We start from the raw sequence: 11530 nt of genomic DNA, 5'->3' as shown, positions 1-11530 counted from the left end.
ATTCAGCTTGTGTAAGCGATACCATTTATCCAGACTTGATCACGCTTTCGGGCGCGCTGATGTGCTACTTTTTACCGATGCCTCTTTGGCTTTTGACGCTTACCAGGATCTAACATGGAAAAATTCAACCCGGTCGATCACCCGCATCGCCGTTACAATCCACTGATTGATCAATGGATTTTAGTTTCACCTCATCGGGCCAAACGTCCGTGGCAAGGCGCGCAGGAAACTCCGGCGGTCAATACGTTACCGGCGCACGATCCGGACTGCTTCCTGTGTGCCGGAAACACCCGCATCACCGGCGACAAAAACCCGGACTATGCAGGCACCTACGTCTTTACCAATGACTTTGCTGCGCTGATGACCGACACGCCAGACGCGCCCGAGAGCGACGATATTCTGATGCGATGTGAAAGCGCACGTGGCACCAGTCGGGTTATCTGCTTCTCGCCCGATCACAGCAAAACCCTGCCGGAGATGTCGCTGAGCGCGCTGGAAGAGGTGGTGCGCACCTGGCAGGAGCAGACTGCCGATCTGGGCCAGCACTATCCCTGGGTGCAGGTGTTTGAGAACAAAGGCGCGGCGATGGGCTGCTCCAACCCGCATCCTCATGGTCAGATCTGGGCCAACAGCTTCCTGCCGAATGAAGCGCAGCGTGAAGATGATCATCAGCGCGACTATTTCGCCAAAAATGGCTCGCCAATGCTGGTCGATTACCTGGCACGCGAACAGCAGGATGGCAGCCGTACCGTAGTGGAAACCGATCACTGGCTGGCCGTCGTGCCGTGGTGGGCCGCCTGGCCGTTTGAGACCCTGCTGCTGCCGAAAGCGCATGTTAAACGGCTTACCGACCTCAATGAGGCGCAGCGTTCCGACCTGGCAAAAGCCATTAAGCTGCTGACCAGCCGCTATGACAATCTGTTCCAGTGCTCATTTCCCTACTCCATGGGCTGGCACGGCGCGCCATTTAACGGCGAAGCCAACGATCACTGGCAACTGCACGCTCACTTCTATCCGCCGCTGCTGCGCTCAGCAACGGTTCGTAAATTTATGGTTGGCTATGAAATGCTGGCCGAAACCCAACGCGATTTAACGGCGGAACAGGCGGCGGAACGTCTGCGTTCTGTCAGCGACGTTCACTTCCGTGAGGCACAACAATGAGCTTAAAAACCATCACGCAGCAGCTTTTCTCTGACACCTTCGGTTACGCCGCTACGCATACCATTCAGGCACCGGGCCGCGTTAACCTGATTGGCGAGCACACTGACTATAACGACGGCTTTGTGCTGCCGTGCGCTATCGATTACCAGACGGTAATCGCCTGTGCCCGCCGCGACGATCGCCAGATTCGGGTGGTCGCGGCGGATTATGAGAATGCGCAGGACACATTCTCTCTCGATGAAGAGATCGTCAGCCTGCAGGAACCGATGTGGGCCAACTATGTACGCGGTGTGGTGAAACATCTGCAGCAGCGTCATGCCGATTTCGGCGGTATCGATATGGTGATCAGCGGCAACGTGCCTCAGGGCGCGGGCCTTAGCTCATCTGCGTCGCTGGAAGTGGCGGTCGGCACCGTGGTGCAGCAGCTCTATAATCTGCCGCTGGATGGCGCCGCCATTGCCGTGAATGGTCAGGAAGCGGAGAACCAGTTCGTCGGCTGTAACTGCGGCATTATGGATCAGCTGATCTCAGCGCTGGGCCGGAAAGATCACGCCATGCTGCTCGACTGCCGCACGCTGGGCACGCGTCCGGTGTCGATGCCGGAAAATATCGCAGTGGTGATCATCAACTCCAACTTCCGTCGTACCCTGGTTGGCAGCGAATACAACACGCGTCGTGAGCAGTGTGAAGCGGGTGCGCGTTTCTTCAATAAGAAGGCACTGCGTGACGTTGAACTGGCCGAGTTTGAAGCGGCGCAGGCGCAGCTCGACCCGCAGGTGGCAAAACGCGTGCGTCACGTCCTGACCGAGAACGCTCGTACCCTGGAAGCGGCTGATGCGCTGACGCAGGGCGACCTGACCCGTATGGGCCAGCTGATGGCCGAATCTCACGCCTCAATGCGTGACGATTTCGAGATCACCGTGCCACCGATCGATACCCTGGTTGAGATCGTGAAAGCGCAGATCGGTGAGCGCGGCGGCGTGCGTATGACCGGTGGCGGCTTTGGTGGTTGTATCGTCGCGCTGATGCCACTGGATCTGGTCGATCAGGTCAAAGCCGCCGTAGCGGAGCAATATGAAGCAGCGACCGGCATCAAAGAGACTTTCTACGTCTGCAAAGCCTCTGAAGGAGCCGGCCAATGCTGAACGACGTCAACTCCCATGCGCCCGACGGTCAGCCGTGGCGCATAACGGTGCTGCGCAATGCCAACGGCATGCTGGCAACCTTTATGGACTGGGGCGCAACCTGGCTCTCCGCCCGCGTGCCGATGCAGGATGGCACGGTACGTGAAGCGCTGCTCGGCTGCGCCACGCCCTCTGACTATCTGCATCAGGAGGCCTATCTGGGCGCGACGGTCGGCCGCTACGCTAACCGCATCGCCGGGGCAAAACTGAATAAACTGAATCGCCAGCTGGTGCCGAACCAGGGCGCACATCAGCTGCATGGCGGACCGGAAGGTTTTGATAAGCGCCGCTGGCAGATTGTCAGCCAGTCTGACAGCGAAGTGCACTACCGCATTGATTCGCCTGATGGCGATCAGGGCTATCCCGGCAATCTGATTGCCGATCTGCGCTACCAGCTGGATGACCAGAACTGCCTGAGCATCAGCTATGAAGCACGCTGCGATCAGCCCTGCCCGGTCAATCTGACTAACCACGCCTACTTTAACCTTGATGCGCATCATGGCGACGCTCGCCAGCATCGCTTACAACTGCACGCCGACCATTATCTGCCGGTCGACAGCGAAGGCATCCCGAATGCGCCGCTGAAAGCGGTGGCGGGGACGAGCTTTGATTTCCGCGAAGCCAAAGTCGTGGCACAGGAATTTCTGGCAGACGACGACCAGCGGGCGGTGAAGGGCTATGACCATGCGTTTCTGCTCAACAGCGCAGGCGACGACACTCAGCCTGCGGCAGAACTCTGGTCAGAAGATGGCAGACTGCAGCTCAGCGTGACCACTTCGGCACCGGCGTTGCAGTTCTACTCCGGCAACTACCTGGCAGGCACCCGTGCCCGCGAGCAGGCGAGCTATACTGCATTTCAGGGTATTGCGCTGGAGAGCGAATTTTTACCGGATTCGCCTAATCATGCTGAGTGGCCTCAGCCTGATTGCTGGCTGCAGCCGGGAGATCGCTGGGAATCCGTGACGCGTTATCGCTTCACGCCACGCTGAGCCTCCGGCTGAAAAACGCGCAGTGCGTCACACACAGGCTTACGCGCTGCCCGCTTTTCCGTTATGGTATGGCGCAATCAGCTCGCGTGTCAGGCGGGCAGCAGCAGGTTTCCAATCTCACAGAAACATCACAGTATTAAGGAGTTAAGCTATGGCTGTAACTAAGCTGGTTCTGGTGCGACACGGCGAAAGCCAGTGGAACAACGAAAACCGCTTTACCGGTTGGTATGATGTTGACCTTTCTGAGAAAGGTCGTGGCGAAGCCAAATCAGCAGGTCAGCTGCTGAAAAAAGAGGGCTTTGTTTTCGATTTCGCTTACACCTCCGTACTGAAGCGTGCCATTCACACGCTGTGGAATGTGCTGGATGAGCTGGATCAGGCCTGGCTGCCGGTTGAGAAAACCTGGCGTCTGAACGAGCGTCACTACGGTGCGCTGCAGGGTCTGGATAAAGCGGAAACCGCTGCCAAATATGGTGATGAGCAGGTTAAGCAGTGGCGTCGCGGCTTTGCCGTTACTCCGCCAGAGCTGGATCGTTCAGATGAGCGCTTCCCGGGCCATGATCCGCGTTACGCGAAACTGACCCCGGAGCAGCTGCCAACTACCGAAAGCCTGGCGCTGACCATCGACCGCGTTATCCCTTACTGGAACGACACCATTCTGCCGCGCATCAAAAGCGGTGAGAAAGTGATCATTGCCGCACACGGCAACTCACTGCGTGCGCTGGTGAAATATCTGGATAACCTGAGCGAAGATGAAATCCTCGAACTGAACATCCCTACCGGCGTACCGCTGGTCTATGAGTTCGATGAAAACTTCAAACCGCTGAAACGCTACTACCTGGGCGACCAGGACGAGATTGCCGCGAAAGCCGCAGCCGTTGCGAATCAGGGTAAAGCGAAGTAATTTCTTGCTGAAATGCAAAAAGGCCAGACGAAAGTCTGGCCTTTTTTATTGGGCTGCGCGTACGACGCTGTGCACTGTGTTCGTTGTCAGAATAAAGAGATCAATGAGCCTGGCAACAACTGATTAGCTCAAAGCGCAGGGAACACGGTCAGAAGAGGAAAGCGTCCCACTCAGCCGCGGCGCTGTTTAACCGCTGCCGCCAGCTGACGCAGTACCTTGTCGGTATCTTCCCAGCCGATACAGGCGTCGGTAACGCTTTTGCCATAGACCAGCGGCTCGCCGCTCTCCAGGCTCTGGTTGCCTTCCACCAGATGACTCTCGATCATCACACCGACAATCGCCTGCTCACCGTTAATCAGCTGCTGTGAGACATCGTCTGCCACCACCATCTGACGCTGGAACTGCTTGCTGCTGTTGGCATGGCTGAAATCGATCATCACCTGCTGTGGCAGACCCGCTTTTGCCAGGCCCTCTTTGACCTCTGCAACATGCTGCGCACTATAGTTCGGCTCTTTGCCGCCGCGCAGAATGATATGGCAGTCACCGTTGCCGCTGGTTTCCACAATGGCGGAGTGACCATACTTCGTCACTGACAGGAAACAGTGTGGCGAACCCGCCGCGTTAATCGCATCGATCGCCACCTTAATGGTGCCATCGGTGCCGTTTTTGAAGCCGACCGGACAGGAGAGACCCGACGCCAGCTCACGGTGAACCTGAGATTCCGTGGTGCGCGCGCCAATCGCGCCCCAGCTCATCAGGTCAGCCACATATTGCGGGGTAATCATATCCAGAAACTCGCCCGCCGCCGGTAAACCGCTGTCGTTAATATCCAGCAGCAGCTTACGCGCCAGACGCAGACCGTCATTAAGCTGATAGCTGTTATCCATATACGGATCGTTAATCAGCCCTTTCCAGCCCACCGTGGTGCGCGGCTTCTCAAAATAGACCCGCATCACCACTTCCAGCTCGCCTTTCAGCTCATCACGCAGCGCCAGCAGGCGGTCGGCATACTCTTTCGCCGCTTCTGTGTCATGAATCGAACAGGGGCCGATCACCACCAGCAGGCGATCGTCCTTGCCCTGCAGGATCTGATGAATCGCCTGACGGGCCTGTGAAACGGTCTGTGCAGCACGATCGGTCGCGGGGAATTTTTCGAGCAGCGCAACCGGAGGTAACAGCTCTTTAATCTCTTTGATGCGTAAGTCATCGTTCTGGTAATTCATACTGATTCCATATTATTTCTGGCCCGGCGCCCGCCGGACACAACCTGCCCAATGTAGCCCGAAGCGCCAGGGGTGTAAATTCCTGCTGCGGGTTAAATGTGCGGGTGATATTTGCATTAATCAGGTTAGCGACTAGACTTTTTAATGGTAAGCACTGTTGAATGTCCCGCTTACCAGATTAAATCACCCTGTTTAAGCCAACCGGCGAATTATATTTCGTCCGGGATTTTCTTACCCGAAATTGCACCTCTGGGCTTAAAGCACCTTCATTTATTAACGGGAGCATAATGATGAAAAAGTTTGCCTTACTCTTTTTGACAGCAGCAATGACACTGAGCAGCGGCGCGGTAATGGCTGAGGGCAGCAACAACGGCACAGCGAATCAGGCAGCCAGTGCAGGCGCAGCAGCGGGCGGCGCGAAAGAGAATCTGCCGCCAAATAAAGTTGATAACAGCAAAATTAATAACACTGGCAACGATACGAATCCTGCAACGTCTGGCAGCACCACCAGCCATGGTAATATGTCTGCTAACGAAATGGACCAGAACGCCCAGTGTAAAGATGGGAAATGTCCGAACATCAATAAAAAAGTTCAGACTAAAGTGGGCGGCGGTGACGTAGATACCAAAACCGACGGCACCACCCAGTAATTCTGTTTAACCAGGAGAGCTGACGCTCTCCTGGTTTTTCTCCCCTCTGCTCCACTCTTCCGCTATGCTAATCCTGTGAAATTTACAGGAAATCCTTCATGGCCGTTTTGCTTCTGATTGACGATCATCCGCTGGTTGAAGTGGCACTTGAAGCCGCACTGAGCCAGTCGCCCATTCCGGTTACGCTCCTCTCTGCCAGCAGTGAAAAAGCCGCCCGTCCCCTGCTTCAGCAACCACTGGACATCATCGTGCTGGATATTGGCCTGCCGGATAGCGATGGGCTGGAGTTCCTGCGTCGCCTGAAGATCCACCGGCCCGACTGTCCGGTATTGATCTACTCTGCTCAGCAGACCCGCCACTATGTGCGTCGCGCCCAGGCGTTGGGTGCCGCCGGTTATGTGGTGAAGAGTCAGCGCATGGCGCAGTTGCTCAGCGCCATCCTGGCGGTGCTGGGCGGTCAGACGGCGTTTCCGGTGATGGATGATGAGCCGGAACTCCCGCTGACCCACAAAGAGCGTCAGATTCTGGCGCTGCTGGCCAGCGGCTTATCAAATCTGCAAATCGCCGCCCAGTTGCACATCAGTAACAAAACGGTCAGCACCCATAAAAAGAACATTCTGGAAAAAACCGGTGCCCGCTCGGTGGTGGAACTGGCTGACCTGTGGAAGGCCCAGCAGTGAGAACTCTCCTGCTGATGCTGCTGTTGCTGTGCGGATCCGTTCTGGCTGAGGTACGTCCGGTGAGCAGCATCAATCTGCCGATGATGCTGCCGGTGACGCACGCGGAAACCATGCAGGGCAAAATCCTGCGTGTTGGACTGCTGGAGGAGAACCACGCCCCCTGGGCGATGCGCATCGGCAATGACCTGTATGGCATCAATGCCGACTATCTTTCCGCGCTGCGCCAGCTGACCGGCGCGCAGTTCAGCCTCAACCTCTACAGCGATCAGCCGCATCTGATGCAGGCGCTGAACAGTGGCCAGATCGATTTTGCGCTTGGCATGTGGATTTCCCCCCTGCCAGCCGGTGCCCTGAGCAGCGATAACTGGTACAGCAGCCCGCTTCGGGTTTACCGCAATCAGCAAAACCAGCGTGCCGTGATGTTTAACAGCCAGAATGCCCAGCTGGCGATCAGCGAAAGCACGCTGGCACAACTGCCACCTGCGCTGGCGGCCCGCCACAGCTGGCGACGCTACAGCAGTGATCTGCAGGCGCTCTATACCCTGCTGAATCAGCAAAATGATTATGTGGTAGCGGATGAAACCAGCGCCGGTTTTCTGCTGAGCCAACTGCAACAGGGCCAGATTTATCAGATCGCCTCACACATCGAGGCCGGACAGCTCAACCTGCGCGCGGTCTCCCGCGATCCGGAGCTTATCAGCTGGATTAATCAGAGCCTGCGTCAGCTGCCAGCAGAACTGATGAACACGCTGCAGGCGCGCTGGAGCAGTACCCTGCCGCGCTATCAGGATACGCAGACCCTGATGCTCAGCCCCACTGAACGCGCCTGGATTGCCGATCATCCGCGGATTACTTACACCGCCGAACCTGACAACTATCCCTGGAGTTATCGCGATGCCAGCGGGACCGCCAGAGGCTATGGCGTCGATTTGCTGAAAGCGATAGCTCAGAGCACCGGCCTGCAGTTTGAACCGGTGTGGGTCAGCAATCCGCGTCAGGCAAACACGCTGATCGGCCAGCAGCAGGCGATGCTGCAGCTGATGCAGCCGCTGAACGGCGATGCGATGCAGAGCACCTCGCTGCCGGTGTGGCGCGCGCTGTGGGGCATCTACAGCCTCCAGCCCGATACGCTGGCGCACTGGCGCGACCTGCGCGGCAAGCGGGTCGGCGTGTTGCAGGATGACCTGGCGCTGCGTCTGCTGCCTGCGGATCTGCAGCCGCAGCAGTTTGCCGATCGTAATAGCCTCTATGACGCGCTGGCAAAGGGGCAGATCGACGCGCTGGTCGATAACGTGCTCTCCGCCCGCTGGCGTATCGCCAGCCGCGATGATGCACGCATCCGTCTCGCCTTTGCCGCCAGCGACATCGCCTGGCCGATCGCGCTGGGCGTGACACCTGAACAGCCTGTGCTGCGCACCCTGCTGGATCGCGCGCTGCAGCAGATCCCGGCTGACACGCAGAGCCAGATGCGCGACAGCTGGTCAACCCCGCCACAGCCCGGCAGCGTGATGGTGATGCGTTCGCTGCCGATGATGGTGCTGGCGGTGGCGGGTGCGGCCATTGCACTGCTGCTGTTACTGCTGGCACGCCGCTACTGGCAGCAGCGTCGGGAGCGTCAGCAGCGTGAACAGGCTGAGCACGCTAATGCGATGAAGAGCCAGTTCCTGGCGACCGTCAGCCATGAGCTGCGCACGCCGATGCAGGCGATCCTCGGGCTGCTGGAGCTGGAAAAGCAGCAGCACAGCAGCCAGAACCTGACGCTGCTGCACAGTAGCGCACAATCTTTGCTGACGTTGCTGAATGATCTGCAGGATCATGCGCGCATCGAGAGCAACAGTTTTACCCTGGCTCCCCGTCCGCTGGCGCTGGCGCAGTGGCTCAGTCAGCAGCAGCACTTTTATCATCCGTTAATGCGCGAAAACGGCCCGCATCTGATCGTCGAGGCGCTGACGCCGCTGCCTGATGCCGTGATGATCGATGCCGATCGCCTGCAGCAGGTGGTCAACAACCTGATGACCAATGCGCTGAAATTTACCCGCCACGGCGCGATTCGCCTGACGCTGGCCGCACAGCAACAACAGTTGATTCTGACGGTGAGCGACAGCGGCAGCGGCATTCCGCCAGCGGAACAGCAGAAGCTGTTTGATCCCTGGTATCAGGCGCCGTCCGGTAAATCAGTTTCGGTGCAGGGCAGCGGCCTGGGGCTGTTTATCTGCCGGGAAATGGTGCAACGGATGGGCGGCGACATCCGGCTCGCCTCTGAACCCGGTCACGGCACCCAGGTCACCGTGACGCTGCCACTGGAGGTCTGCGCACCAGCAAACTACGTGGACGAAACCGCCCTGCCCGGCTTCCCACAACTGCGGGTAGCGATTGTTGATGACCATCCGACCAATCTGCTGGTGATGCAGCAGCAGTTGTCGCGTTTTGCAATTCAGGCGGACATCTTTGAGCAGGGGCGCGCGCTGCTGCGAGCCGATGCGCAGCAGCCTTATGACCTGCTGTTTATCGACCAGATGATGCCGCGCCCTGACGGCACGCTGCTGCTGCGGATATTGCGTCGGCGTGACCGCCAGCGGAAGCGTCAGGCGATGCGGGTACTTTGCTCCGCTGACGCGCAGCTGTTGTCACGCCCCCTTCAGGATCAGGAGCGGGTCTTAATAAAACCGGTGCAGTTAGCCGATCTCAGTGCACTGCTGGCGGAATGGCAGGCAGATCCGCTGGCGGCACTGGATGACAATCTGTGGCAACTGGCGCAGCAGAATGAGAAATTCCTCCGCCGTCTGAGCCAGACATTGCACAGCACAGTGACGCAGGATCTGGCCGTGATGCGCGAAGCACGCGAGCGCGAGGCGTGGATACCGTTCGCCGAAGCGGCACATCGGATGAAAGGAAGCTGGTTACTGGTGGGACTGGAGCACGGTGCGCTGCTCAGCCAGCAACTGGCGGAGCAGGCAAAACAGCATCAGGACACGTCTGAGACGTGGCAATCACTGATATTATTAGCAAACAGGTTACTGAAAAAACTGGAATCTTATGGCACATACCCACACTCATAGCGGGCAGGATAGCAATCGCACGCGTCTGGCGGCCGCCTTCGGGGTGACCGTTGTCTTTATGGTGGCTGAAGTGACTGGCGGCTGGCTCTCGGGGTCACTGGCGTTGCTGGCGGACGCCGGGCATATGCTGACCGATGCCGCCGCGCTGCTGATGGCTCTGCTGGCGGTGCAGTTCTCGCGCCGTAAACCCAATGCACGCCACACCTTTGGCCTGCTGCGCCTGACCACGCTGGCCGCGTTTGTTAACGCCATTGCGCTACTGGGCATTACCGCATTGATTGTCTGGGAGGCGGTGCGCCGCTTTGCCGACCCGCAGCCGGTGACCGGCGGCCTGATGCTGGGGATAGCTATTGGCGGCCTGCTGGCCAATATTCTGTCGTTCTGGCTGCTGCATCACGGCAGCGAAGAGAAGAATCTCAACGTACGGGCCGCGGCGCTGCATGTGATGGGCGACCTGCTTGGCTCGGTAGGAGCGATTGTTGCGGCGGCGATTATTATGCTGACCGGCTGGACACCCATCGACCCGATTCTCTCGTTGCTGGTATCACTGCTGGTGCTGCGCAGCGCCTGGGCACTGCTGCGTGAGAGTCTGCAGGAGTTACTGGAAGGGGCGCCGCGATCGCTGGATGTGAACCGGCTGATACGGGATCTCACCCTGAACATTGCAGAGGTGCGCAATGTTCACCATGTGCATCTGTGGCAGGTGGGCGAAAAGCCGCTGCTGACCCTGCATGCGCATGTGATCCCGCCTTACGATCACGATGCGCTGCTGCATCGTATCCACGACTATCTGCGCCAGCACTATCAGATTGCACATGCGACTGTGCAGATGGAGTATCAGCCCTGTGCCGGTGCCGAGTGTGAACTCGGCTTAAGCGGCGCTGCCGCCACCGGCCATGGTCACAGCCATTCACACGACCATGAGCATGCTCATGCTAAAGGCGAAGTGCACACTCACTGAGCCGAGAGCGCGCGGGAACCCTGTTGCCGCGCGCTGCGGATCCACATGCGTGAGCCGTTCAGCGCAATCAGCGTCAGAATCACATACTCCAGCGACATCGCATAGACGCCCTGACGGGCGAAGATCATCACGCTGATCACATTGATGATGACCCACAGCAGCCAGTTCTCGACATATTTGCGCGTCATCAGCACCATCGCGGCAATCGACAACACCATCATGCAGGAGTCCCAGAACGGGAACGCATCCGGCTGCAGCGCGGGCATCGCCACCGACAGGCCAAGGCCGTTCATCAGCGTGACGGCAGCACGGGTTAACAGCGCAAACACCGGATCGATATAGAGGGTCATCAGCGCAATCGCAATCACACAACCCGCCGTCCAGGCCAGCGCCTTAGGCAGCGGCAGCCAGCGGATTTTCAGCGCCGCCTGATGATCGGAGGTTTGCCGACTCCAGGCGTACCAGCCGTAGATATTGGCGGCAAAAAAGAAGAGCTGCAGCAGCAGGCTGGCGTAGAGTTGGATCTGAAAGAAAATCACCGCAAACAGCGTGACGTTAATCAGGCCAAAGGGATAGTTGATGATTTTTTCCAGGCTGGCAAACCAGATGCAGAGTAAGCCCGCCAGGGTGCCGATAGCCTCAATCCATGAGAGATCGTAGCCTCCGGCACCCAGAGGAATGTGAACCAGAATATTATGTGTGCTGAAGAAGTCCATGCT

General features: G+C 58.2%; 10 protein-coding genes. 8 read left to right on the top strand and 2 right to left on the bottom strand.

Features of this window, described 5'->3' with window-relative positions; genetic code table 11:
- Nucleotides 1-114 precede the first annotated feature (114 nt).
- The 4 genes from galT to gpmA all read left to right on the top strand — a co-directional run bounded on the left by galT (nt 115) and on the right by gpmA (nt 4238).
- Nucleotides 115-1161 carry a galactose-1-phosphate uridylyltransferase gene (gene galT / locus AC0T7J_RS08255; RefSeq protein ID WP_473793397.1) on the top strand — a complete coding sequence of 349 codons (1047 nt, stop codon included), beginning with the start codon at nt 115-117 and terminating at the stop codon, nt 1159-1161.
- The gene (gene galK / locus AC0T7J_RS08250) at nt 1158-2306 is read left to right on the top strand and encodes a galactokinase (protein ID WP_473793396.1); all 1149 of its coding nucleotides are present in this window, start codon (nt 1158-1160) and stop codon (nt 2304-2306) included. The genes galT and galK overlap by 4 nt, the downstream gene beginning before the upstream one ends.
- Nucleotides 2300-3334 (top strand): galactose-1-epimerase, encoded by a 1035-nt coding sequence (galM, locus tag AC0T7J_RS08245; protein ID WP_473793394.1) that lies wholly within the window; start codon nt 2300-2302, stop codon nt 3332-3334. The genes galK and galM overlap by 7 nt, the downstream gene beginning before the upstream one ends.
- 151 nt (nt 3335-3485) lie before the next feature.
- Nucleotides 3486-4238, top strand: coding sequence for a 2,3-diphosphoglycerate-dependent phosphoglycerate mutase (gpmA, locus tag AC0T7J_RS08240; RefSeq protein ID WP_003851893.1), 753 nt, complete (start codon nt 3486-3488; stop codon nt 4236-4238).
- A 170-nt stretch (nt 4239-4408) separates the two neighbouring features.
- On the opposite strand, the gene aroG is transcribed toward gpmA, so the two are convergent.
- Entirely contained in the window at nt 4409-5461 is a 1053-nt protein-coding gene (gene aroG / locus AC0T7J_RS08235; RefSeq protein ID WP_010669658.1) for a 3-deoxy-7-phosphoheptulonate synthase AroG, read from the bottom strand.
- Between the two features lie 287 nt (nt 5462-5748).
- Here aroG and AC0T7J_RS08230 point away from each other — a divergent pair, with 287 nt between their 5' ends.
- The 4 genes from AC0T7J_RS08230 (at nt 5749) to zitB (ending at nt 10811) form a co-directional block, all read left to right on the top strand.
- Nucleotides 5749-6111: a YbgS-like family protein gene (locus AC0T7J_RS08230; RefSeq protein WP_473793393.1), complete on the top strand. Its 363-nt coding sequence runs from the start codon at nt 5749-5751 to the stop codon at nt 6109-6111.
- Nucleotides 6112-6209: 98 nt separating this feature from the next.
- Entirely contained in the window at nt 6210-6791 is a 582-nt protein-coding gene (locus tag AC0T7J_RS08225) for a response regulator (protein WP_473793391.1), read from the top strand.
- A gap of 14 nt (nt 6792-6805) precedes the next feature.
- Nucleotides 6806-9850 carry a hybrid sensor histidine kinase/response regulator gene (locus tag AC0T7J_RS08220; RefSeq protein WP_473793967.1) on the top strand — a complete coding sequence of 1015 codons (3045 nt, stop codon included), beginning with the start codon at nt 6806-6808 and terminating at the stop codon, nt 9848-9850.
- A complete protein-coding gene (gene zitB, locus AC0T7J_RS08215) occupies nt 9828-10811 on the top strand; it encodes a CDF family zinc transporter ZitB (protein ID WP_473793389.1) in 984 nt (327 codons plus the stop codon). The genes AC0T7J_RS08220 and zitB overlap by 23 nt, the downstream gene beginning before the upstream one ends.
- Here the strand turns inward: zitB and pnuC are convergent.
- Complete coding sequence (gene pnuC / locus AC0T7J_RS08210; RefSeq protein ID WP_010260155.1) at nt 10805-11527, bottom strand: nicotinamide riboside transporter PnuC; 723 nt, start codon at nt 11525-11527, stop codon at nt 10805-10807. The genes zitB and pnuC overlap by 7 nt on opposite strands.
- Nucleotides 11528-11530: the final 3 nt, after the last annotated feature.

This window comes from Pantoea sp. E956-1, from assembly GCF_982223955.1.
The sequence above is the reverse complement of the archived record's forward strand: the minus strand, read 5'-3'. Positions and strand labels throughout refer to the sequence as shown.

Excerpts from the sequence above, each read along its gene's own strand:
- aroG (WP_010669658.1), bottom strand. The coding sequence starts at position 5,461 with ATGAATTACCAGAACGATGACTTACGCATCAAAGAGATTAAAGAGCTG.
- AC0T7J_RS08220 (WP_473793967.1), top strand. The coding sequence starts at position 6,806 with ATGCTGCTGTTGCTGTGCGGATCCGTTCTGGCTGAGGTACGTCCGGTG.
- galK (WP_473793396.1), top strand. The coding sequence starts at position 1,158 with ATGAGCTTAAAAACCATCACGCAGCAGCTTTTCTCTGACACCTTCGGT.
- AC0T7J_RS08225 (WP_473793391.1), top strand. The coding sequence starts at position 6,210 with ATGGCCGTTTTGCTTCTGATTGACGATCATCCGCTGGTTGAAGTGGCA.
- galT (WP_473793397.1), top strand. The coding sequence starts at position 115 with ATGGAAAAATTCAACCCGGTCGATCACCCGCATCGCCGTTACAATCCA.
- AC0T7J_RS08230 (WP_473793393.1), top strand. The coding sequence starts at position 5,749 with ATGATGAAAAAGTTTGCCTTACTCTTTTTGACAGCAGCAATGACACTG.
- zitB (WP_473793389.1), top strand. The coding sequence starts at position 9,828 with ATGGCACATACCCACACTCATAGCGGGCAGGATAGCAATCGCACGCGT.
- galM (WP_473793394.1), top strand. The coding sequence starts at position 2,300 with ATGCTGAACGACGTCAACTCCCATGCGCCCGACGGTCAGCCGTGGCGC.
- pnuC (WP_010260155.1), bottom strand. The coding sequence starts at position 11,527 with ATGGACTTCTTCAGCACACATAATATTCTGGTTCACATTCCTCTGGGT.
- gpmA (WP_003851893.1), top strand. The coding sequence starts at position 3,486 with ATGGCTGTAACTAAGCTGGTTCTGGTGCGACACGGCGAAAGCCAGTGG.